Source organism: Mycobacterium sp. NBC_00419 (assembly GCF_036023875.1).
In the GTDB taxonomy this organism is placed as follows: Bacteria; Actinomycetota; Actinomycetes; order Mycobacteriales; family Mycobacteriaceae; genus Mycobacterium.
In genome coordinates this window covers 5,576,684-5,600,555 of the sequence record NZ_CP107931.1, presented here as the reverse complement: position 1 = coordinate 5,600,555, position 23,872 = coordinate 5,576,684, and the positions used below count along the sequence as shown (strand labels likewise).

Sequence of the window (23,872 nt, the reverse complement as noted above, 5' to 3'; positions counted from 1 at the left end):
TTTTATGGTCTTAGCCTTCGGCGATGACCGCAGCACGGTTCTACTTCGACTGGGGCAATTACGTCACCATGCTCAAGCTGCTGCGGGCCGAACCGGACGCGGCGCGCCGGCGCAGGCTGCAGGCGTTGTTCGTGGTGGGCATTCCGCTGATGGCTGCCATCCACACCGTGTGTTTCGCCCTGGACCCGATCCTGTTCCCCGCGTTGCGCCGCACCGACGTTCGCGAGCCCGTCTTCTGCGTGGGCCACGCCCGCAGTGGGACGACCTACCTGCACCGGCTGATGGCCAGAGACGACCGGTTCAGCGTGGTGATGCTCTACGAGATGCTGTTCCCGTCGCTGCTCGAGAAGCGCCTGCTCCGTTTGCTGTTCCGGGCTGACGAGGTGTTGTTCGCACGGCGTCTGCGGCGCAGGATCGAGGACGCTGAGGACCGCGCCTTCGCCGAGACCAACGACATGCACCGCACCGGGTTCTTCTCACCGGAGGAGGACGACTTCCTGCTGACCTGCTCGATGGCCTCCGGTGCCTGGATCGCCCTGTTCCCCTATATGGGCCGGTTCGACTTCTACCACCTCGACCGGTGGAGCCCCGCGCGGCGCCGCAGGGTGATGGAGTTCTACAAGCAGTGTGTGCGCCGCCAACTGGTGCTCAACAAACGCAGCGTCCACTTGAGTAAGAACCCGACCTTCTGCGGTCGCATCGATACCCTCATCGAGGTGTTCCCCGACGCGAAATTCGTTGTGCTGATGCGTAATCCCTACGAGACCATCCCCAGCCTGCTCAAGATGCTGCAAACCAGCTGGCGGCTGCGCGGCCACGACGAGCAGCTGATCACCGAGTCGCTGACGCTGCTGGCCGACCAGTCCTATCACTCCTACCGTCATCCGAACGACGTGCTGGCCCGGCACCCCGAAATCCGGTCCTGCGTGGTGGACTACCGCGCGCTGGTCGCCGAGCCGGGTGAGACGATGCGTCACGTCTACGACTCGCTGGATCTCGACCTGCCCGCCGCCCTGGCCGCCTCCTTCGACGCGTCCCGGGGCAAGGGCCACGAAACCCTGCACCGCTACAGCCTCGAGGAGTTCGGGCTCGACCCCCGCGACATCCACACCGAGCTTGCCGACCTGTTCGAGCAGTACAGCTGGGACACCGAAGGAGAACACGCAGATGCCACCTGACCACGGCTCGGCCGAACTCCGGGCGGCCTTCGACGACCTGATCGCGAGCCTGCAGCGGGCCCGCGGCGCCATCGAGTCCCCCGATCTGCACGCACCCCCGCCGAACGAGCGGGGCCTGGCCGAGGGCTATCGCTACCTGCTCGGCTACACCTTCTCGGCGATCGAACGCGCCTTCTTCGAGGATCCGGGGTTCCCGTACTTCCGCCGGGCCATCCAGCCCGCGGACAAGGCGACCATCGACAACGCCGACGCGCTGTACCTGTCGGCGGCGATCGACGGCGAGCAGACCTACCGGATCACCGGCCGGTTCCCCGGCACGGCGCCGCAGTACGTGATCTTCGAGACCCACGCGTCCTACGCGGGCGACTCGGGCAGCCTGGCCGAACTGAGCCCCGTCACCCGGATGATCACCGGCTCGCTGGACAGCACCGAGCTTCAGGTCGACGCCGACGGCGGCTTCGAGATCCTGGTGGCCCCCGACCGGCCCGCGGGCTACACCGGAAACCACCTGCCCAGTCGCAAGGTCACCGATGCCGCCGCCGGTGTCGCGCGCTACATCATCGTGCGAACGCTGTTCCACGACTGGGCGGTTGAGGTCGCACCCGAACTGCACATCAGCCAGGCGGGCAACGAGGGTGCGCATCCCGCACCCCTCGACACCGCAGCGGCGGCAGCCGGCATGCGGCGGGCGGGCTCGATCGTCGAAGGCCAGATGACGTTCTGGAACGATTTCTACGACATCGTGCTGGAGACCCACGGCGACCGTAACGGCGACGGTAAACAGTTCATGCCGACCAACGACCTCAACGCGCCGGCCCGGGCCAACATCGCCGCCGGCGGCGGCCAGAACACCAACGTCTACGCCGGCGGCGTGTTCGACCTGGGTCCCGACGACGCACTGCTCATCGAGATCACCGTGCCCGTCGAGCCCGCCTACAGTGGCTTCCATCTGGCCAATCTGTGGGGCGAGTCGCTGGATTACGCCAACCACCAGTCCAGCCTCAATGGATTCCAGGCTGAACCGGACGCCGACGGCGTGATCCGCTACGTCGTCGCCCACCGCGACCCGGGCGTACCGAATTGGCTTGACACGACCGGTGTTCCGCGCGGCTTCCTGAGCCTGCGCTGGACGTATTCCGAGGATCCGGCGACCCTGCCCGAGCACACCGTCCGCATGGTGTCCCTCGTCGAACTGCGCGCGCAGCTGCCGGCCGACACCCGGACCGTCTCCCCCGACGAGCGCGCTGCCCAGATTGCCATCAGGCAGGCGCACGTGCAGCGCCGCTACCGGCAGTACTGACCTATCCGGCGGTAACCCGGTCGACGAGTTCGCGGGCCAGCGCGAAGGCAGAGGTGGCCGCCGGCGACGGGGCGTTGCGCACGTGGGACACCGCGCCGACGCGGGAGATCACGAAGTCGTCGACCAGGGTGCCGTCGCGGCCGACAGCCTGGGCCCGGACCCCGGCGTGCGAGCTCCCGTCGAGGTCGGCCACCGACAGCCCCGGCATATAGCGCGCTGCGGCGCGCACGAACGCGCGCCGGCTCGCTGCCATCCGGATCTCGTCTGCCCCGACCCGCCAATATCGTTGCGCCACATGCCAGGTGCCCGGCCAGCTCACCGTCTCCCAGGAGTCGCGCCAGTTCCAGCGGCGCAGCGAGTAGCCGTCGCGGGCGGGCACCATAATGGCGGTCGGACCCAGCGTCACCGCACCGCCGATGTGCTTGGTGATGTGCACCCCCAGGAACGGCAGTTCGGGGTTGGGCACCGGATAGATCATCCCGTTCAGGCGCGGTTGCGCGGTGGGTGTGAGCCCCAGATAGGCACCGCGGAACGGGACGATCTGCGGGTCACGCGGAGCGCCCGCACGCCGGGCCAGCCGGTCCGACCACAATCCCGCACAGGCAATCACCGTCGTGGCCCGGATCGGGCCGTCGCCGGTGTGCACCACCGGCGACTGCGCACCGTCGATGCGGTGGACCTCGGTGCCGAACCGGATCGCCGCACCGGCCGCCGTCAGTTGCTCGACCAACGCCCGCGCCACCGCGGGATAGTCCACGATGCCGGTGTTGGGCGCGTGAAGTGCTTGCACACCAACGGCATTGGGTTCGATCTCGGCGATCTCGGCTGAGCCGACCCGGCGCAGACCCGGTACGGCGTTGGCCCGGCCCCTGGCCTCCAGGTCGTCCAGCCGCGGCAGTTCGTCGGCGGAGGTCGCCACGATCAGCTTGCCGCAGCGCTCATGTGCGATGTCGTGCTGCTCGCAGAACTCATACATCTGCCGCGCACCCTCGACGCACAGCCGGGCCTTGAGCGAACCGGGCTGATAGTAGATGCCGCCGTGGATGACTCCCGAGTTGTGCCCGGTCTGGTGCTGCGCCGGGCCGGCCTCACGTTCGAGCACCACCACCGAGTCGGCCGGGCGCCGGACCAGCCATTCCCGCGCGACAGCCAACCCCACAATGCCTGCGCCGACCACGACTAGGTCGAAATCGTTGCCGGCCATGCTGCAGCTCAGTCGATATCGACGTCTGCGGGCTGTTCCATCGCCCGCCGGACGTGCGCGCGGCGCTCCTCGATGGTCCGCCCCAGCTCCTGCAGCAGGTTGGGATTCTGATGCACGAGGTCTGCCATCTTGTCCCGCGGCACGTGCAGCGTGGTCACCTCACCGACCGCGTACGCCGACCCCAGTACCTCCTGCCGGGTCAGCGCCGACTGTCCGAGGAAGCTGCCTTCGGCCTGCGACCAGATGACGGTCTCCGAGCCGTCTTCGAGCCGGGCTGTCATCTGCACCTCGCCGTCGAGTACGAAGGCCATTCCGTCGGGTACTTCACCGGCACGCTGGATCAGTTCACCGCCGGCGAAGCGTTCGAGGCGGGCATGGTCGATCAGCATCTGCTGCTCGTCACGACTGAGCCGGAACATCGGCCCCACCACCGTGGCGACGGCCTCCGCGATGCGCTCCTCGGTCGAGAAGTCGTCTTCGACCCCGTCGAGATGCAGCCCCTCGCGCCGCGAGGCGTACCAGATCCACCGCAGGAACGTCGCTTTGGCCTTCCCATCCTCGGCCGGGGACTTCAACGGGATCTTGGTGCGGTACTCCGTGGCGCCGCCCGTGACCGCCGACGGTTTGCGGTCGGGATCGCACTGCGGCAGTTCGGAGGCGACCCGCCTGAGCATCGCGCAGACCTTGTCGGGTGGATCGGTGAGCGAGAACACGCTGGTGACCGTCAAGGAATGCTGCCCGGCCGGCCGGCTGAGGTTAGCGAAGGACGCCGCGGCCAGAACCGAGTTCGGCGTGATCTGCAGGCCTGTTCCAGTCTCGAGATGAATTGCCCGCCAATTGACTTCGACGACCTTGCCCTTGGCTTGCGCCGTCTCGATCCAATCCCCCAACCGGAAGGGCTGCTCGAAGAGCATCAGCAAGCCGGAGATGATCTGGCCTACCGAGTTCTGCAGGGTCAGGCCGACCACGATCGACGTGACGCCGAGTGCGGTGAACAAACCCTTGACGTTGGCGCCCCAGATGTAGGCGAAGATCATCGCGACGCCGACCGCGATCAGCACGAACCTCAGAACGTCGAGGAAGATCGACGGGATTCGCTTGCGCCAGGAGCCGTCCGGGGCGCTCTGGAACAGAGCGGCCTTGATGCCCGAGAGCAACAGCACCAGTACGACGAAGGCGACCAGTGTGCCGACGACGCGCACCGACGTCGCCTCCGGCGGAAGCTGGCGAGCCTCCAGCATCAGCAACAGCAGTGCGCCCAGTGGCAGCAGGTAGTTGCGCATGATCGACACCGGCCGCAGCAGGAAGCTCTGCTTGCGTTGCAGCGCGTGCTGCCATTCGGTGAGGCCCACCAGCCCCAGCGGCAATCCGATGGCGATACCGATCGCCCAGTAGAACCAGGCTGACGAGAAGAGGTCGGTCATCACTGACGCTCCACGAGCCGCCATACCGGTTCGGTTTCACCGTCGACGGTCACCGATCCGGCCGAGGCGAACCGCATGATCTCGTTCAGCGAGTCGTACACCCTCGATGTGACGTAGATGCCGGGCTGCGGCGAGCCGTTCTTGATCTGGCGGGCCAAGTTGACCGCGGAGCCCCACATGTCGTAGACGACCGACGGCTTACCGAACAGTCCGCTGCTGACCGCACCGGTGTCGATACCGACGCGCAGACTGAGGTTGTTGTCGGTCTCGGCGTTGAACCGTGCCAGGATCTGCTGACATTCCAGCGCGAAGTCGACGGATCGACGGACGTTGTCCAGCCGCGGAATCGTCAGCCCACAACTTGCGAGATAGCCATTTCGCACCGTGTGGACCCGCTCGACGCCGAGACTCTCTGCGGCGGCGTCGATCTGACGGATCAGCTCGTTGACAAGTGCCAGCGATTCTTCGGGAAGCAGATCTAGCTGCAGCTGGTCGAGGCCGATGAAGTCGGCGAAGATCACCGAGACGTTCTGGTGCTCGACGGCGATGGTCTCCTCGCCCTGGCGGAAGCGTTCGGCGATCGACTCCGGCATCAGCGAGCGCAGCAGTTCGTCAGTCTCCTTGCGCTGCTGGTTGATCAGGTCTTCCTTGACCGTCAGACTTCGGCCCATCTCGTTGAACGCCTGGGTCAGGTCACCGATCTCGTCGCGGGTGTCCACCGGGATCGACACGTCGTAGTCGCCGGCGCTGATGCGCTGCGCCCCGGCCTCCAGCCTTCTGATGGGGCGCACGAAAATCTGAGCCAGCGCGATCGCCAGCAGGCAGACTACGAAGATCATTCCCACGGTGGCCTGGACCATCGTCCTGGTGAATGTCGCTTCACGCCGGAACGCTTCGGCGGTGTCGACCTTGGCGACGATCGTCCAGTGCAGTTCGGAATCTTTGATCACCAGTGGCGCATAGGCCTGCAACGTTTCCTGGCCGAGGTAATCGGTGGCGACGAGGGTTCCTGACTCACCCCGTTGCGCGTTCTTCGTCGCCTCGGAGCCCACGGGTTGCACCAGGGTCGTTCCGCCCTGCCGAATGGACATGTCGGCGACATCGGGCGGTGTACCGGCCTGCACCACGTCCTGTTTGAACTGCTGCGGATTCTCCAGGAACAGCCGTGAATCCGATCGCATCAGGTCGTCGGGCCCGGCCAGATACGTCTCGCCGGTCTCGCCGAGGCCGGCCTGGCGCCACTGCTTGTCGAAGGTCATCAGCCGATTGATCTTCTCAATCGGGAACTGAAGCGCCAGAACGCCTTCGGTGCGACCATCACGCCGGATGGGGGCGACCATCCATGCGGTCGGCGACATCTCAGCCGGCTGGTAGAACTCGAAGTCGGTGAATCCGACATAGTCCACCGCGTTGGACGCCATCGCCTTGACGTAGGCCTCCTGGAGTTTAGAACCCGCGTAGGGACCGTTGACGATGTTGGTGCCCAGGTCGACGTCTTTGTAAGCGCTGTAGACCACGTTTCCGCGGGCGTCGAGGAGCAGGGCGTCCTCGAACTCGAAACGGGTGACGATCTGGCGGAAGAAGTCCTGGTACCTGTTGTTGGCCGCGGACCACGCGCTGCCGTCGCGGGCGTCCCGCATGGTGATGGCGTTGTCATCGTCGCGCCGCAGCGCGGTGTAGTTGGCCTGCAGATAGCGTTCGGCCGGTGAGCTCGGCAGCAGGGCCGCCGGGTCGAGTTTGGTCCCGCTGTACTGCTCGGTCTGCTTGACGAAGGTGTTGTTGTAATAGTCGACGACGCTCTGCCACTGTGCGCCGTTGATCGGGGCATTGGCCAGTTGGTCGAATCCGGCGGTGAAGTCCTCCAGCGCCCCTACGGTCACCGACCCGTGGGTATAGATGATGAGCGAGTTCTTCAGATCGGAGACCTCGGTCTCCAGAGAACGCGTCTGCGACTGGCGCTGCTCGGTCAGCCTGTTGAACACCGCCTCCCGCAACGACGACCGCCCCGCGTGATAGGCGATGCCACCCACGACGGCGGCTGCCAGAACGGTGCACAGCACCATCATCAGGATGAGCTTGGACTGAATGCTGACATGGCTCAGCGGGCGCCTGCGGCGTAGCCGGTCCAGCCGGGTAGGTGCATGTGACTCCGCGACGGCCGGTTCAGCTGGTACTTCGGCAGCGTCTGGGTCAGACACTTGGGTCATCGCCACCCCTTCGCCCCGGCACGACCCGACATGGCACGGATCACCCAGCAGGGTACCAGCACAAATGGGGCTAATGAGGCTGATGTGACGTCGGGCAGGAGGCGATGTCACCTGCTCACTGACCGGAACCCGCCGTTGAGCAACACGGCTGCGAATGATCGGATATCAGACGTGGACACCAGTTACGAAGGCACGCTGCGGGAAGTCGGCACCGAAAAGGGCGTTCTGCGCTATCACGAGGCGGGCGAGGGCCCCACGCTGCTACTCCTGCACGGCTCCGGCCCCGGCGTCACCGGCTGGCGCAACTACCGCGGCAACCTGGCGTTCTTCGCCGAACATTTCCGGTGCCTGGTCCTGGAGTTCCCGGGCTTCGGGGTCAGCGACGATTTCGGCGGTCACCCGATGCTCGACGCCCAGGCGGCCGTGCCGGTGTTCATCGACGCGCTGGGACTCGACCGCGTCGACGTGATCGGCAACTCGATGGGCGGTGGCGTCGGCATCAACTTCGCGATCAATCACCCCGACCGGATCGGCAAGTTGATCACCATCGGCGGGATCGGCACCAACATCTACAGCCCCGGCCCCAGTGAGGGAATCCGGCTGCTGCAGGAGTTCACCGAGGATCCCACCCGGCAGCGCCTCGTCGACTGGCTCAACTCGATGGTCTACGACCAGGACCTGGTCACCGAGACGCTGATCAACGAGCGCTGGGAGCTGGCCACCGATCCCGAGACGTTGGCCAGTGCGCGCCGGATGTACGGCAAGGCCGCATTCGCGGCGATGACGAAGATGATGCGCAACGCCGATTTCCCGCTGCCCTGGGCGATCATGCACAAGGTCAAGGCACCCACCCTGTTGACCTGGGGACGCGATGACCGGGTCAGCCCGCTGGACATGTCACTGATCCCGATGCGGACCATCCCCAATGCCGAAATGCATGTGTTCCCCAACTGCGGGCACTGGGTGATGATCGAGCAGAAGCAGGCGTTCGAAGCCACCGCGCTGAGCTTCCTGCAGCGCGCCTAGCGTTTCGGCGCTAGCAGGTCGAACCCCTGATAGCCGCCGGCGGCCACGTCGGCGCAGATGTCGTTGTAGACGCCGAACCCGCCGCAGAACAGCATGAACACCCGCGGCTTGCCCGGCACGTTAGCGCCCAGGTACCAGGAGTCGGCCTTGGTGAACAGCGTGGTCTCCGCGCGCCGGGACAGTTCTGACAGCCAGCTCTGCACCGCCTCAGGCGTGGCTTCCAGTGCGGCGTAGCCGTTGTCGTCGAGATAGCCGATGGCCTCGGCGATCCAGTTAACGTGCGCCTCCGCGCCGAGCACCATGTTGGCTAACACCGCCGGGCTGCCCGGGCCGGTGATCAGGAACAGATTCGGGAACCCGTCGCAGCCCAGCCCCAGATAGGTCCGCGGCCCGTCGGCCCAATCGTCGGATAACGCCTGTCCCCCACGGCCGATGATGCTGATCTTGCCCAGCGCGCCGGTCAGCGCGTCAAAGCCGGTGGCGAACACGATCGCGTCGACGTCGTAATGGGCTGCCGCGGTGTTGATCCCGGTGGCGTCGACGGACTCGATCGGGGTTCGGCGCACGCTGACCAGCTCGACGTTGGGCCGGTTGAATGTCTGGAAGTACTGCGAATCGGTGCAGATGCGTTTGGCCCCGATCGGATGGTCGTCGGGGATCAGCAGTTCGGCGACGGCTGGGTTGTCGATGACCGCGCGGACCTTCTCCTCCCAGAACGTCCTGGCCTCGTCGTTGGCGGCGAGGTCGAGCATCTGGTCGGGGAACGTTTTGGAGAACAGCACACCACCGAGCTGCCAACGCTTTTCGAATGCCGCGCGGCGCTGCGGGGCCGGCACCTGCAAGGTGGGCGTGGTCGTCCCCACGTAGGGCGAGCCACCGCCGCTGCGAAACGACATCTGCCGACGCTGCGCATAGTTCGCCTTGACGTCGGCCAGTTCCTCGGCGGTCAGCGGCCGGTTGCCGGCCGGGACGCTGTAGTTGGGTGTGCGCTGGAAGACATAGAGCTGGGCGGCCTGCTCGGCGATGAGCGGAATCGACTGAATGCCCGAGGATCCCGTGCCGATGACCGCGACCCGCCTGCCGGTGAAGTCGACGCCCTCATGTGGCCAGTGCGCGGTGTGGAAGACATCGCCGGTGAAGGTGTCCAGCCCGGCGAAGTCGGGAGTGATCGCCGCCGACAGAGCACCAGTGGCCATGATGACGAACCGTGCGTTGACCACCTCACCGGAGTCGGTGCTCACCGTCCACCGCAGGGTGTCCTCGTCGAGGACCGTCGACGTCACCCGGGTACCGAAGGTGATGTCACGACGCAGGTCGAGTCTGTCGGTCACCCAGTTCAGGTACTCGAGGATCTCTGACTGGGTGGCGTAGCGCTCAGTCCAGTTCCACTCCTGCTGCACGTCCTCGGAGAACGAGTAGCTGTAGTCGACGCTCTCCACATCGCAGCGCGCGCCCGGGTAGCGGTTGAAATACCAGGTGCCGCCCACCCCAGGGGCCGCCTCGAACACCCGGACGCTCAGCCCCTGTGAACGCAATCGGTGCAGGGCGTACAGCCCGGCGAATCCGGCGCCGACGACGACGGCGTCGACGTGGGCGGGCCGGCTGTGCTGCATGCTCGTCAGATTGACAAATCAGAGAAGATTTGTAAACACCGGCGATACGTGTGGTCCGCTCATCGGGACAACGCGTCGCGCCAGTTGCCGGCGCGGGTCCACTATGGAGACACCAGACCCGACGAATGAGGGAAAACGCATGACAACCCGGGTTATCGACAAAGTCATGGACGCCGCGGATCAGTTGCGGGATCACGCCGTCGAGGCCGAGAAGATCGGCCAACTCACCGAGCAGACGGTGAAGATCATGAAGTCGGCGGGCAATATCCGCCTACTGCAACCCAAAGAGCACGGCGGCCTCGAGGTGCATCCGCGCGAGTTCGCCGAGACCGTCATGGCCACCGCGGCACTCGATCCGGCGGCCGGCTGGATCAACGGGGTCGTGGGCGTCCACCCCTATCAGTTGGCCTACGCCGATCCGCGGGTGGCCGCCGAGATCTGGGCCGACGACGTCGACACCTGGGTGGCCTCGCCCTACGCACCGCAGGGTGTGGCGGTGCCCGTCGACGGCGGTTACATCTTCAACGGACGCTGGCAGTTCAGCTCCGGCACCGACCACTGCGACTGGATCTTCCTCGGCGCGCTGCTCGGCAACGCCGAGGGCAGGCCCGTCATGCCGCCGCAGATGCTGCACATGATCCTGCCCCGCAAGGACTACGAGATCGTCGAGGACTCGTGGGATGTCGTCGGGTTGCGCGGCACCGGGTCCAAGGACGTGATCGTGCGCAACGCGTTCGTCCCCGACTACCGCACCATGGACGCGTTCAAGGTGATGGACGGCACCGCCCAGCGGGAAGCCGGCATGACCGACACCCTCTACCTGATGCCCTGGTCGACGATGTTCCCGCTCGGCATCTCCTCGGCCACCATCGGCATCTGCGAAGGTGCACTGGCCGCTCACCTCGACTATCAACGCGAGCGGGTCAGTGCCGCAGGGACTGCCATCAAGGACGACCCGTACGTGATGTACGCGATCGGTGAGGCCGCCGCCGACATCAACGCCGCGCGCCAGGAGATCCTGGCCAACGTGGACCGGATCTACGACATGGTCGACTCCGGCAAGGAGGTCTCGTTCGCCGACCGGGCCGCCGGCCGCCGAACCCAGGTTCGTGCGGTGTGGCGCGCGGTGATGGCCGTCGACCAGATCTTCTCCCGCTCCGGTGGCAACGGCATGCGCATGGACAAGCCGCTGCAGCGGTACTGGCGCGACGCGCACACCGGCATGGCACACGCCATCCACGTTCCGGGCACTGTCTTCCATGCGTCAGCTCTCAGCTCCTTCGGCGTCGAACCCGAGGGACCGCTGCGGGCGATGATCTGACGGGAGCCGCGATGAGTGTGTTCTCCAGCCTCGGCTACGTCACGATCCAGACCGCCGATATCGAGCGGTGGCGCCAATTCGCTTTCGGGCTGCTCGGTTTCGCCGAGGGTAAGGGTCCCGACCCCGATTCGCTGTATCTGCGGATGGACGAGCGGGCAGCGCGGATCATCGTCACTCCCGGTGACGGCGACCGAATCGTGGCCGCCGGCTGGGAAGTTCGCGACCGGATCGGACTCGAACGGGTCAGGCAGACCCTCGACGCGGCAGGCGTGCCGTACAAGCAGCTCTCCCAGGCCGAGGCCGACGACCGCCGGGTGGAGGAGGTCATCACCTTCGATGATCCGGCGGGCAACACGCTGGAGGTGTTCCACGGCGCAGTCCTCGACCACAGCCCGGTCGTGACACCTTTCGGCGCCCGGTTCGTCACCGGTGACCAGGGCCTGGGCCACGTGGTACTGCCCGCCCTTGATGCCCCCGCCCTGTTCGAGTTCTACACCGAGACATTGGGTTTCCTGTCCCGCGGCGCGTTCCGGGTGCCGCTGCCGAAGGAGTTCGGACCGATCCGGATCCGCTTCCTCGGGGTCAACGAACGCCACCACAGCCTGGCGATCGCACCGGCGACGACATTGCGCGACCCGGGCCTGATCCACATGATGGTCGAAGTCGACAGCCTCGACGCCGTCGGTGCGGCCCTCGACCGGGTCAGCAAGGAGGGGTTCCAGCTGTCCTCGACCCTGGGCAGGCACACCAACGACAAGATGGTGTCGTTCTATGTGCGCGCGCCCGGCGACTGGGACCTCGAATTCGGCACCGGTGGTCTGCGCGTCGACGAAAGTCACTACACCGCAGAGGAGATCACCGCCGACAGCTACTGGGGACATCAGTGGGTAAGCGATCTACCCGCTGCCATGCGGCCCTGAACTGACATGCCCGATTTCGATGAAACAGTCGATGTCGTCGTCGCCGGATCCGGTGGCGGCATCACTGGGGCCTATACCGCCGCCCGAGAGGGCCTTTCGGTCGTTCTCGTGGAAGCGACCGACAAGTTCGGCGGAACGACGGCGTACTCGGGTGGCGGTGGTATGTGGTTTCCGTGCAATCCGGTGCTCCGGCGCGCGGGAAGCGATGACACGATCGAACGGGCGCTGAACTACTTCCATGCCGTTGTCGGGGACCGCACTCCGCAGGACCTGCAGGACGCCTATGTCCGCGGTGGTAGCGCACTCATCGAATACCTGGAGGCCGACGAGAACTTCTCGTTCACCGTGCTTCCCTGGCCGGACTACTTCGGCAACGCCCCCGACGCCCGCACCGACGGGTTGCGCCACATCGTCGCCGTCCCGGTCCGCGACGAGAAGCTCGGGCCGTACGCAGGTTCGGTTGGCGGCCCCCTGGACACCGAACGCCTCGGCGCCCCGGCACCGGGCAAACTGTTCGGTGGCCGGGCCCTCATCGGCCGATTCCTGGCCGCGCTCAGCGGTTTTCAGAACGCCACACTGCACCGCAACACCGAACTGGTGGACCTGATCACCGACGAAGGCCGGGTGGTCGGCGCGGTGGTCCGTCGCGATGGCGAGCGGGTGCGGATCGGCGCACGCCGCGGCGTACTGCTGGCGGCCGGCGGATTCGAGCACAACCCCGAGCTGCGTCAGGCCTACGGGGTGCCCGGTGACCCGATGGACTCGATGGGCTGCCCGGGCAACACCGGCGCGGCCCTGCAGGCGGCGATTCGGGCCGGCGCGAGCCTCGACCTGATGGACCAGGCGTGGTGGTCCCCCGGCCTCACGCATCCCGACGGACGGTCCGCATTCGCGTTGTGGTTCACCGGCGGGATCTTCGTCAACGACGCCGGGCAGCGCTTCGTCAACGAATCGGCCGCCTATGACCGCATCGGCCGGGAGATCATCGGCGAGATGCAGGCGGGCGGGCTGAGTATGCCGCTGTGGATGATCTACGACGGCCGCGAGGGTGAGGTTCCCCCGGTCAAGGCCACCAATGTCTCGATGGTGGAGACCGAACGCTACAAGGACGCCGGATTGTGGCGCACCGCAGCGACTCTGGCTGAGCTGGCCGACGTGATCGGCGTACCCGCCGAGGCACTCGAGCAGACGGTCGCACGCTTCAACGAGATGGTCGCCAACGGCGCCGACACCGACTTCGGACGCGGTGACGAGGCCTACGACAGGGCATTCTCGGAGGGACGCTCACCGCTGGTGCCCATCGTGGAGCCACCGTTTCATGCGGCGGCCTTCGGGCTGTCCGACCTGGGCACCAAGGGCGGTTTGCGGACAGATGCCCATGCCCGGGTGCTCGACCACGACGGCGTGCCGATCGCCGGGCTCTATGCCGCCGGCAACACCATGGCAGCGGTCAGCGGCACCACCTATCCCGGCGGCGGGAACCCGATCGGAGCATCGATGTTGTTCAGCCACGTGGCCGCGCTGGACATGGCCGGCGTGCCGGTCAGCTCTGCTTGACTAACTTGAACGGCATGCTGATGTAGAGGTTGCCGCCACGCCCGCAAGCGCCGGCGACACCGGTAGTGCCGTCCTCCCCCGCCCAGATGCCCGAGCTGGCATCGGAGGTCGTGCCGTCCGCGGAGATCCCGTGGAACCGGTAGATCTGCTGGCCCGGCGCGGTCGAGCCGTCGTAGCAGGGCATCCAGTCCGGGATGATCCGCTTGACGTACCACTCGCCGCCGGTCTGGTAGATCGGCGCCGTCCAGCCCCAGTCGCTGGACACCGTCCCGGTGCACTCGGTCGGATAGCTGCACTGCGACGAGATGGTCCAGATACTGCGGACGCTCTTCTCGTTGTGGAACACGTCGTTGTTGGTGGCCCATTCACCATTGGACGTCGCGACGAACGTCCCGTTGAGCGCCCAGCGGTCCGAGGCGGAGGCCGAGGCCGGGTTCAGCACACTGCCCACCACCGCGGCGGTCAGCACCGCTGCGGCTATCAGCGTCGGTGACGTACGCATGCTCACGTCTCCTCTCATGTGGTGGGCAACAGGTCTTTCCACGACCGCTCCGCGCCCGGCGTGACCAGATCCGACTGCCGGAAGACGTTGCCGTCCGGGGTGGCGTACTGGCCGGTGGCCGGGTCGTAGGTGGCGATCGCGACGGACGGGCCGGAGGCCCCGCCGGTGTACGCACTCGGCGCCACCCCACCACCGGTGTCGATCGGCGCCGGATCGGGAATCCCCGGCGCGGGAGCCGGAGCCTGTGCCGGAGCGGGCGGTGGTGGAGCCGCCGGAGCAGCTCCTGCCGGGCGCGGGGTGCCCTGCAGCGGACCGTAGATGTTGTCGTTCAACGTCACCCGGTCGTCCGGCGGAATACCCTGCGACACCAGGTTCGGGTCGAAGGGGTACGGACCGGTCGCATGCTGACGCATGGCCAGCGGCTCGAACGGCTTGTCGCTCTCGCACAACTCGGCTGTCGGTGCCCGCTTACCCGGCTCCGCCTGGCACGGGTAGTTGCGCGCACCGCGGACGGCGATCGGCGAATCCTGCGGCAGCTTGCAGTACAGCCCGTCCGGGGTGTCGATATCGGACAGGTCGGCCGGGGAGCGCCACGAGGACGGCGGCAGGAAGCCGACGGTGCACGCCGGCGGGTCGCTGATGCCGACGGTGAAGTCGCCCTTGGCCATTCCCGTCGGGTTGTTCAACGGGCCGATGGACTGCAGGGAGGCGATATAGGGCGGCAGCAGCACGAGCAGCTGCTCGAGTGACGAATGGTAGGTCACGGCCACCTGCCCCACGGTGGTCAGATTGGCCAGCAACACCGGCAGAGTGGGCTTGACCTGATTCAGCAGCGCTGAGGCCTCATCGAACGCAGGAGGTCCGTTCTGCAGGATGGCACGCCATTGCGGATCGTCGGTCACCAACTGACCGCTGATCCCGGCCAGGCTGCGGGCCCAGGTCCGGATCGAGTCCGTGGAGGCCAGCTGGCCGTCGAGCAGCGGACGGCTGTCCTCGATCAGAGTCCGGGTCTGATCGCCGGATGTGTTGAAGTCGGCGGCGAGCCGGGAGGCCGAATCGGCCAAGGTACTCAGGTTGTCCGCGGTGCCGTTGAGGGCCTTGAACGACTCCTGCAGCAGGGCCGGAATCCGGTCCTTGGGAATGCTGTTGAGCAGTGAGCTCACCTGATCGAGCATCGGCCCGACCGCTTGCGGGACGGTGGTGTTCTTGACGGCGATCACCGAGCCGTTCTCCAGATACGGCCCGGAGTCGGTACGCGGCACCAGGTCGACGTACTGCTCGCCGACCGCCGAGACGCTAAGCACCCTGGCCTGCAGATCGGCAGGCACCTTCGGGGAGGTGTCCAGCGACAGAGTGGCCTCCGCACCGGTCTTGGTGGGCCGCACTTCGGTGACCTTGCCGAGCTGAACGCCACGATAGGTGACATTCGAGAACTGGTAGAGCCCGCCGGTTGTGGGCAGCTCGAGCTTGACGGTCATCCTGCCGATACCGAGCAGTGTCGGTGCCTGCATGTAGGTCATCACCATGACCCCGATCCCCACGATCGAGGCGATCGTGAAGATGATCAGCTGGTTGCGAACGAAGCGCGTCAGCATGGTTAGTTGCCACCTCCGTCCTGCGGCACCGGATCCGGAGCCGGTCCGGGCAGCGGGCCGGCTACCGTGCCGTGCGCCGCAGGCACGTCGACGCTCAGCGCCGACTGCGACACCGGTGCCGGGTCGACCAATGGCGGGATGTCGGCAACCTGCGCAGGTGTCGGCGTCAGCGGCGCCTGCAGGGGGTCGTAGGTGTAGGTCGCGTACCACGGGTCACCAGGGGCGGGAACCAGTTTCGCGTTCTCGTCACCCCATCGCGTGCCCAGGAACAGGCCGCGCTTGAGCCGGGGCACGGTGAAGTCGAAGATGATGAACTGGTTCATGTAGTCGCCGCGGATCGCGCGGTCCACGAAGCTCTGCGTGTACGGGAACGTCGGGAAGTAGGCCAGGGCGGTATCGAGCTTGGGCCCCACATCGGCAAGCGCCTTCAACGTCGGCTCCAGGTTCTGCAGGTTTCGCACCAGATCTGCACCGGCGTCGTTGACCAAACCCGTTGCCAGGTTGGAGAAGTCGCGCAACTTCTCGAGCGCGGTGGTGATCCGCGGCCGCTCGTTGACCAGAACGTCGAGCGCAGGCGGAATCCTGTTCAGCGCGTTGGTGAGCACCTCACGCTGACCCGCGAACGTACCGGCCAGGTTGTTCAACGAGGTGACAGCCGCATTGATGTTGTCGCGCTGTTCGGAGAGCAGGCCGACGAAATCGTTCAGCTGGGTCAGCAGATCCCTGATCTTGTCCTCGCGGCCGCCGAGCGCAGCGCTGAACTCCCGGACGATGTCACCGATCTGGCCGAGGCCGCCGCCGTTGACCACCACGGACAGCGCCGACAACGTCTGCTCGGTCGACGGGTATGTCGAGGACTGGTTCAGACCCAGGGTGGCACCGGGCGCCAGCACCCCGCTGGGTGCCTGACCCAGCGGCGGATTGAGGGCCAGATGCATCGAGCCCAGCAGGCTGGTCTGACCCACCGTCGCCACGGCGTTCGCCGGGATCACGATCCCCGGCTTCACCGAGACCTCGACATCGGCGTGCCAGTCGGACACCGTCATCTTTCCGACGCTGCCCACCACCACGTCACCGACCAGGACAGGCGAATTCGACTCGAGCTGGCCGATATTGGCGAGCTCGACGTGGTAGGTCTTGGACCCGTCACTGTGGCCGACCGTTCCGGGCAGTGGCAGTGAATTGAGGCCGCCGAACGCGCAGCCGCTGGTGCTGATCGCGATACAGGAGGCGATCACCGCCACCCGGCGCACCGAGTCACGACGGGTCATGATGGCGGTGTCCCTTCGACGGGCTGCGCTGCCGGGGGTGCAGATTCGGCAGGCAGCAGCATGCCTTCGACGCTCGACGGCGGCGGCGCGGCAGGGCCGGTGACCGCGGCCGGGACCCCCGGCGGAACCGGAGCACCCGGGTACAGCGCCGGCGACGGGTCGGCGGGCAGACCATTGGGGGCATAGGCGCCGCTGAAGTTGGGATCCGCGGGGGGAACGCCCCAGCCGGCCGGGCCGGGCACGTCGCCGTTGTAGCCGGTGTATGCCGACACCGTCGGCGGGATCTCCGCCGGTGGGGCATACCGCGACCCACCCGGTGCGATCGCCGGATCCGTGTAGATCAGGTTCTCCGGGCTCGGCGACTTGCCGAGGTAGCTGTTGAACGGCAGTGGCAGGTAGTTGAAGTTGAGCAACCGAAGCGCCGGGCCCAGGTACTGGGCACACACCTTCGAGGTCTCGGCCGCCGTGGCGTTCTGAATCGCCGCGATCGCCGTGCAGACCACGCTGACCGGGTTGGAGAAGTTCGCCAACGCGAAACCGCCCAGCGCGCTCTGGGTGTCGGGGTTGTAGATGTTGTAGGCGTTGCCGATCGCGTTCGGCGCCACGTGCAGCAGGTTCTTCAGCACCAACTGGTTGTCGGCGAGGTTCTGCGTCACGCTGGACAGCCGCTGGATCTGCTCGGTGGTCTGGTTGCGGCTGCCCGCGATGAAGCGCCGGACGTCGACCACGGCGCTGGACAGATTGGTCAGCGCGGCATCCAGGTCGGACCTGCTGCCGTCGACGACGCTGGTCAGACTTGCCAGCCGGTCCTGGAACTGGACGATCTGGACATTGCTGTCGCGCAGGGCGGTCACGAAGGTCTGCAGGTTCTTGATGGTGTCGACGATGTTGCCGCTGCCGTCGGCGAGCACCCGGCTGACACCGGACAACTCGGCGATGGTGTCGTGCAGCTTCTGGCCATTGCCGTCGAGCGCATTGGCCGCGCTGTCGATGAAGCGGCTGACCGCGGTGGTCGACTCGGCATCCTTCGGGCCCAAATCGGTTGCCAGGCGCGTCAACTGGGCTTTGACCTCATCCCACTCGACCGGCACCGCAGTGCGGTCGAGACCGATCACCGCACCGTTGGACAGCTTCGGACCGCTGTCCTCATACGGCGGTGTGAGCTGTACGTAGCGCGCCCCGACCAGGTTCTGCGAGACGATGACGGCCTCGGCGTTGGCCGGGATCGGCACGTTGCGGTCGACGGCCAGCGTCATCTTGGCCTTGGTGCCCTGGGCCTGGATGTCCTTGATGGTGCCGACCTTCACGCCGGCCACCCGGACCTCGTCGCCGGGGTAGATCGCGGTGGCACTGGTGAAGTACGCCGTGATGGTCGTCGGCTTGAAGAACGCCTGCCGAACCAGCAGGCCGACGCCGCCGGCCACCAGCAGGGCCAGGATCACGGCGGCGATGGCGGTGAGCCGCTTGCGGGTCATGGCTGCCCCCATCGCTCATTGGGCTGCGGAATCCCGTTGTACGGGAACGGAATCTCGGCGCGCGGGCCGGCGTTGTCCGGCGGCTGGCCGGCGTCGATGCCGCGGCGGAACCCGAGCGCATAGTCGAAGAACGGCTGCAACGTCTGCGCTGGGCTGAGGTTGGCGACGAACGCGTTGTAGAGGAACCCGCTGTTGACCGCCTCGGCCTGAGTGATCTGGTATTTGGCCAGACCCTTCATCGCGGCGGTGATGTTGTCGTTGTTCTTCTCCAACATCGCGGTCACCGAGTTCAGCTTCTCCAAGGCGGGCGCCAGCTCCTTCTCGTTGTCGGCGACGATGCCGGTGAGTTGCTTCGACAGAGCCGAGGTGTTGGCCAGCAGATTCACGACCGCGTAGCGGCGTTCCTGCAGAACGCCGACGAGGTCATTGGCGTTGAGCAGCAACGTGTTCACCTGCTGGCTGCGCTCCCCCAGGATGCCGGTGACGTTCGCCGCGCTCTTGAGCAGGTTGGCGAGGGATTCGTCGCGCTCGTTGATCATTCGGGACAACCTGCTCAGCCCGTCGAACGTCGGCCCGATCTGGGGCGACACCCGGTCAAGGGTGTCCGACAGTGTGTTCAGCGACTGGTTGAGCGCGGCGGTGTCGGTGTCGGCGGTGTTCGCGGTGAATTCCGACAGCGAATCGGACAGCGAGTACGGCGCCCCGGTGCGCGATACCGGGATCACGTCCGAGGACTTCAACGCGCCCTTGCCGTCGGACTCCAGCGTCAGGATCCGCTGGCCGAGCAGAGTGCCGGTGCGGATGTGGGCGGTGGTGTCCGAACCCAGCCGGACGCTGCCCTTCACCATGAAGGTCACCAGCGCCTTGCCGCGCTGGAGCGCGACGTCGGAGACGGTGCCCACCTTGACACCGGACACCTTGACGTCGTTGCCGGACTGCAGGCCGCCGGCTTCGGTGAACACGGCTTGATGCTTGACCGATGTCGCCCACGTCAGGATGCGTTCGGGTGCCAGACCGACGCTGATGACGAGCACGATCAGCATCAGGCCGATGAAGCCCGATCTGATGAGAGAGGAACCGCGGTATTTGAGCATCAGGGCTCCCCACACCTTCCGCTGTGTTGCATGATCCAGGGGAAGTACGCGGTGCGGCCCTGCAGGTCACTGACCCGGAACGACAGCCCGCACAGGTACTGGTTGAGGAAGCTGCCGTAGGCGCCGAGCCGCACCAGTTTGCGGTAGTTCTTGGGCGCCTTCTGGATTGAGATGTCCAGCAGCTCCTTGTCCTGGTCCAGCAGCGGCGCGAGCCGGCCGAGCTGGTCGATGGTCCCGGCGAGCGGTGCGCGCGACTGTCCGAGTAGGTCGGTCAGCGACGCGGTGCCGTTGTCCAGTGCGGTGACCGCCTCACCGATCGGGTCCTTGTCGGCGGCCAGCCCGGTGACCAGCTTCTCCAGTTTGTCGACAGCACCGGAGAACTTGTCGCCGTCCTTGGAGATCGTGGCGACCACGGTGTTCAGGTTGTCGATCAGCTGCTGCACCGTCTGGCCGTTGTCGGCCAGCGCGGTGGAGAACGACGAGGTCTTGGAGAACAGCGACTCGATGTTGCCCTCCTGGCCCTGCAGGACCTGGATCAACGAATTCGTCAACGCATTGACGTCCTGCGGGTTGAGGCCCTGGACAACGGGTTTGAGCCCACCGAGCAACAGGTCGAGATCCAGGGCGGGCTCGGTGCGGTCCATCGGGATCCGCGAGCCGGCGGGCTGGATCTTGCCCGAGCCGGGGCTGTCGACCAATTCCAGATAGCGGTCACCGACCAGGTTCAGATACCGCACGACGGCTTTGGTTCCCGCGGTCAGCACGATCTTCTGGTCGGCGTCGAAATCGACGATGACGTTGTTGTCCGGCTGCAGGGCGACGTCTGTGACAGTGCCGACGCGAACGCCTGCGACGCGCACCGAATCCCCGGACTTGAGGCTGGACGCATCGGCGAACTCCGCCGAGTAGCTGTTGTCCGAGCCCGACCGGTACTGGCCGAAGATCGCGAACAGGGCTCCGGTCAGCAGCAACATCACCACCCCGAAGATGCCGACCTTGACGACGGTCTTCCACAGCGCGGTCATCCGGGCTGTCCAATCTGTGCGGTGTTGCGGGGCGGCCCGTCGATCGGTCCGAACAGAGCCTGCTTGAGCGCGTCCGAGTTCAGCAGGATGCCCTGGTTGCCGTACTGCGCCTGGTTGGTTCCGATGTCGGCGACCACGAACGGGGCGCTCGTCTCATACGGAACCTTGGGCAGGTCGGTGCACTGCGGCCCGCCCTTGGCGGCGACCTTCGGCAGGTCCTGCGGATAGCGGTAGCGCTCACGGCCGAGGAAGAACGACTGCAGCAGCGTGACGCCGGGCAGGGGCGTGCCCGGGCCGGTGGCCAGCGGAACCAAACCGGCGATGCCGCAGTTGAGCGCCGCGTGGTACTGGTTGAGCAGGTCGGTGGTCGGTACCAGCAGGTGCAGCACGTCGGTGAGCGGCTGCCGGTTCGTCGACAGCACCTCGGTGCCGACGTCAGCCAGGCCGATGGCGCTGACCAGCAGGGCGTCGAGGTTGTCGGCCTGGTCGACGATGGTGTCGCTGATCTTGCTGGCGTTGTCCACTGTCGTGACCAGATCAGACGATGCCGCGGCGTAGGCGTCGAACACCGGTGGCGCGATCGCGATCTCGTGGTTGAGGGTGTCCAGGCTCGGGTTCAGCTTGGCCAGCGCGGAGTCGAGGTCGACGAGGGACTGACCGAACTTCTGTCCGCGGCCGTTGAAGCCCTTGGCCAGTGCGCCGAGGGTCTGGTTGAGCTTGGCCGGCTCGATCTCGGAGAGCACCGAGACCAGTTGCTGGAACACGGTGTTGATCTCGACGGTGACGTGATTGCCCTGGATCACCTGATCGGCGCGCAGGGAGTGCGCCGAGGGATCGGCCGGCGCGACCAGTTCGACGAACTTCGACCCGAACACCGTCGAGGAGGTGATGTCGGCGCCGACGTTGGCCGGGATGACGTCGACCATCTTGGGGTCGATCGCCAGGTGCAGGGCGGCCCGACCGTCCGGCAGAGAGTCGATGGAGGCGACCTTGCCGACCTGGGCGCCGTTGATCTTAACCTTGGCCTCGGGATTCATCACCAGCCCGGCACGATCCGAGATCACCGTCACCGGAACGGTTTTGGTGAAGCTGTCGTTGAACAGCCCGACCGCGACGGCGACGATCACGGCGAGGGCGATCACCGTCGCCAAGCCCGCCAGCGGGCGCGCGATACCTGATTTCATCGGGTTCCTCGCCTATCCGGACAGGTTGAAGTTGCCGTTGGATCCGTAGATGGCCAGCGAGACCAGCAGGGTCACCGAGACCACGACGATCAGCGAGGTCCGCACCGCATCACCGACGGCCACTCCCACCCCGGACGGTCCGCCGGTGGCGAAATAGCCGAAATAGGTGTGGATCAACAGGATTGTGATCGCCATCAACACCGCCTGCAGGAACGACCACAACAAGTCGATCGGATTGAGGAACGTGGTGAAGTAGTGCTCATAGAGTCCACTGGACTGACCGAACAACACCACTGTGGTGAACTGCGAGGCCAGAAAGCTCAAGATCACCGCGATCGAGTACAGCGGCGTGATCGCGATCATCCCGGCCACGATGCGTGTGGAGACCAGATACTCCACCGGCCGAATGCCCATCGACTCCAGCGCGTCGATCTCCTCGTTGATCCGCATCGCCCCGAGCTGAGCCGTGACGCCCGCGCCGAAGGTGGCCGCCAAGCCGATCCCGGCCACCACCGGCGCCGAGATCCGGACATTGATGAACGCCGCCAAAAAGCCGGTCAGCGCCTCGATCCCGATGTTGCCCAACGACGAATAGCCCTGCACCGCCAGCGTCCCGCCGGCCGCCAACGTCAAGAACCCGACGATGACCACTGTGCCGCCGATCATCGCCAGCGTCCCGGCACCCATCGAGATCTCGGCGATCAACCGAATGATCTCCTTGCGGAAGTGCACTGTGGCGAACGGCATGCCCGCCAATGCCCTTGCGTAGAACAAAGTTTGGTCGCCGATACGGCCCAGAACGCCGATGGGGCGCTTGAGTTGACGGGTCACGCGCGGATAGACCGCCGGGAATGCCATGGTTGCGCGTTCCTCTACCGGCTGGTCATTCGGATACCGATGGCCGTGACGACCACGTTGACCACGAACAACGCCATGAACGCGTACACCACCGTCTCATTGACCGCATTACCCACCGCCTTGGCACCCCCACCGGAAATCGTCAACCCCCGATAACAAGCCACCAACCCCGCGATCAACCCGAACAACGCCGCCTTGACACACGAGATGATCACCTCCGGCACCCCGGTCAACAACGTGATCCCCGCCGCGAACGCCCCCGGATTCACATCCTGAACGAACACCGAAAACACATAGCCACCCAAGATCCCGATGATCACCACCAACGAGTTGAGCAACAACGCCACCAACCCCGACGCCAACATCCGCGGCGTGACCAGACGCTGCACCGGGTTGATCCCCAGCACCTCCATCGCGTCGATCTCCTCACGAATCGTGCGCGACCCCAAATCCGCACACATCGCCGTCGCGCCAGCACCGGCCACGATCAACACCGTCACCAACGGACCCACCTGCGTCACCGCACCAAAGGCCGCACCAGCCCCCGACAGATCCGCCGCGCCCAACTCCCGCAACAAGATATTGAGCGTGAAACTCACCAACACCGTGAACGGAATCGCCACCAACAACGTCGGCGCCAACGACACCCGCGCCACAAACCACGCCTGCTCCAAAAACTCCCGCCACTGAAACGGCTTCCGGAAAATAAACCGCACCGCATCAGCCGACATCGCAAACAACCCACCAATAGCCTGCATCGGCCCAGACACACCACTACGAATAGCGATCCCCGGCGACCACCGATCTGCTGTGCGGTTAGTCATTGCGTGTTCAGAGCCTCCATCGTCATGCCGGAAGAACTACGGCAATGCTCGTGTGCGTCAATAAAACTGGAACGTGTTGCAGTGGCGTGTTGGCAGAGTAGTGCACTTATCGCTCGTCTGGAAGCAGTTCCCGCGAATCGAGATCATGGGCGGGTCGCGATGCCGGATGGGTTGCCACGGTGGGCCAGTGGACCCCAGAAACAGGGTCCGATGACAGTGCGCTCCCACCCAGTGGGATCGCCCTCACCTGGGCCCGAAGCTGTCCCACAATGATCGAGCGCCTTCGCCTATCGA

Annotated in this window: 19 protein-coding genes; 6 read left to right on the top strand and 13 right to left on the bottom strand. The window is 66.0% G+C overall.

The features are described from left to right. The first annotated feature begins 23 nt into the window (after positions 1–23). Complete coding sequence (locus tag OG976_RS26695) at positions 24–1,178, top strand: sulfotransferase family protein (RefSeq protein WP_328356079.1); 1,155 nt, start codon at positions 24–26, stop codon at positions 1,176–1,178. After that, positions 1,168–2,478: a DUF1214 domain-containing protein gene (locus OG976_RS26690; protein WP_328356076.1), complete on the top strand. Its 1,311-nt coding sequence runs from the start codon at positions 1,168–1,170 to the stop codon at positions 2,476–2,478. Before OG976_RS26695 ends, OG976_RS26690 begins: the two co-directional genes overlap by 11 nt. Position 2,479: 1 nt before the next feature. Here the strand turns inward: OG976_RS26690 and lhgO are convergent, their stop codons facing one another. From lhgO to OG976_RS26675, 3 genes are read right to left on the bottom strand one after another with little or no spacing between them, the layout of a single operon-like run. Then, positions 2,480–3,682, bottom strand: coding sequence for an L-2-hydroxyglutarate oxidase (gene lhgO, locus OG976_RS26685; RefSeq protein ID WP_328356073.1), 1,203 nt, complete (start codon positions 3,680–3,682; stop codon positions 2,480–2,482). Positions 3,683–3,690: 8 nt separating this feature from the next. Further along, positions 3,691–5,106, bottom strand: coding sequence for a mechanosensitive ion channel family protein (locus OG976_RS26680; protein ID WP_328356070.1), 1,416 nt, complete (start codon positions 5,104–5,106; stop codon positions 3,691–3,693). Then, on the bottom strand, positions 5,106–7,313 hold the full coding sequence (locus OG976_RS26675; protein WP_328356068.1) for an adenylate/guanylate cyclase domain-containing protein: 2,208 nt from the start codon (positions 7,311–7,313) through the stop codon (positions 5,106–5,108). The genes OG976_RS26680 and OG976_RS26675 overlap by 1 nt, the downstream gene beginning before the upstream one ends. A gap of 171 nt (positions 7,314–7,484) precedes the next feature. On the opposite strand from OG976_RS26675, the gene OG976_RS26670 reads away from it, so the two are divergent. Then, on the top strand, positions 7,485–8,339 hold the full coding sequence (locus OG976_RS26670) for an alpha/beta fold hydrolase (protein WP_442930398.1): 855 nt from the start codon (positions 7,485–7,487) through the stop codon (positions 8,337–8,339). Here OG976_RS26670 and OG976_RS26665 read toward each other — a convergent pair. After that, complete coding sequence (locus OG976_RS26665; RefSeq protein WP_328356066.1) at positions 8,336–9,952, bottom strand: flavin-containing monooxygenase; 1,617 nt, start codon at positions 9,950–9,952, stop codon at positions 8,336–8,338. The genes OG976_RS26670 and OG976_RS26665 overlap by 4 nt on opposite strands. Before the next feature lie 139 nt (positions 9,953–10,091). On the opposite strand from OG976_RS26665, the gene OG976_RS26660 reads away from it, so the two are divergent. The 3 genes from OG976_RS26660 to OG976_RS26650 are packed head-to-tail and all read left to right on the top strand — an operon-like array spanning position 10,092 to position 13,750. After that, positions 10,092–11,273: an acyl-CoA dehydrogenase family protein gene (locus OG976_RS26660; RefSeq protein WP_328356064.1), complete on the top strand. Its 1,182-nt coding sequence runs from the start codon at positions 10,092–10,094 to the stop codon at positions 11,271–11,273. An 11-nt stretch (positions 11,274–11,284) separates the two neighbouring features. Further along, positions 11,285–12,193 carry a biphenyl-2,3-diol 1,2-dioxygenase gene (gene bphC / locus OG976_RS26655; RefSeq protein WP_328356061.1) on the top strand — a complete coding sequence of 303 codons (909 nt, stop codon included), beginning with the start codon at positions 11,285–11,287 and terminating at the stop codon, positions 12,191–12,193. 6 nt (positions 12,194–12,199) lie between these two features. Beyond that, on the top strand, positions 12,200–13,750 hold the full coding sequence (locus OG976_RS26650; protein ID WP_328356058.1) for an FAD-binding protein: 1,551 nt from the start codon (positions 12,200–12,202) through the stop codon (positions 13,748–13,750). Here the strand turns inward: OG976_RS26650 and OG976_RS26645 are convergent. Genes OG976_RS26645 through OG976_RS26605 form a run of 9 tightly spaced genes read right to left on the bottom strand, consistent with a single transcriptional unit; the run spans position 13,737 to position 23,578 of the window. Further along, the gene (locus tag OG976_RS26645) at positions 13,737–14,252 is read right to left on the bottom strand and encodes a hypothetical protein (protein ID WP_328356055.1); all 516 of its coding nucleotides are present in this window, start codon (positions 14,250–14,252) and stop codon (positions 13,737–13,739) included. The two genes, OG976_RS26650 and OG976_RS26645, sit on opposite strands and share 14 nt — an antisense overlap. Positions 14,253–14,266: 14 nt before the next feature. Next, positions 14,267–15,847, bottom strand: a complete 1,581-nt coding sequence (locus OG976_RS26640) for an MlaD family protein (RefSeq protein WP_328356052.1) — start codon at positions 15,845–15,847, stop codon at positions 14,267–14,269. A 2-nt stretch (positions 15,848–15,849) separates the two neighbouring features. Beyond that, positions 15,850–17,118 carry an MCE family protein gene (locus OG976_RS26635; protein WP_328356049.1) on the bottom strand — a complete coding sequence of 423 codons (1,269 nt, stop codon included), beginning with the start codon at positions 17,116–17,118 and terminating at the stop codon, positions 15,850–15,852. Further along, positions 17,115–18,593: an MCE family protein gene (locus tag OG976_RS26630; protein WP_328356047.1), complete on the bottom strand. Its 1,479-nt coding sequence runs from the start codon at positions 18,591–18,593 to the stop codon at positions 17,115–17,117. Before OG976_RS26630 ends, OG976_RS26635 begins: the two co-directional genes overlap by 4 nt. Continuing rightward, positions 18,590–19,687: an MCE family protein gene (locus OG976_RS26625; protein WP_328356044.1), complete on the bottom strand. Its 1,098-nt coding sequence runs from the start codon at positions 19,685–19,687 to the stop codon at positions 18,590–18,592. Before OG976_RS26625 ends, OG976_RS26630 begins: the two co-directional genes overlap by 4 nt. Continuing rightward, positions 19,687–20,712, bottom strand: a complete 1,026-nt coding sequence (locus OG976_RS26620; RefSeq protein WP_328356041.1) for an MCE family protein — start codon at positions 20,710–20,712, stop codon at positions 19,687–19,689. Before OG976_RS26620 ends, OG976_RS26625 begins: the two co-directional genes overlap by 1 nt. Continuing rightward, complete coding sequence (locus OG976_RS26615; protein WP_328356038.1) at positions 20,709–21,896, bottom strand: MCE family protein; 1,188 nt, start codon at positions 21,894–21,896, stop codon at positions 20,709–20,711. Before OG976_RS26615 ends, OG976_RS26620 begins: the two co-directional genes overlap by 4 nt. 12 nt (positions 21,897–21,908) lie before the next feature. Beyond that, positions 21,909–22,754 (bottom strand): MlaE family ABC transporter permease, encoded by an 846-nt coding sequence (locus tag OG976_RS26610; protein ID WP_328356035.1) that lies wholly within the window; start codon positions 22,752–22,754, stop codon positions 21,909–21,911. Positions 22,755–22,768: 14 nt separating this feature from the next. Then, positions 22,769–23,578 (bottom strand): MlaE family ABC transporter permease, encoded by an 810-nt coding sequence (locus OG976_RS26605; protein WP_328356032.1) that lies wholly within the window; start codon positions 23,576–23,578, stop codon positions 22,769–22,771. Positions 23,579–23,872 lie beyond the last annotated feature (294 nt).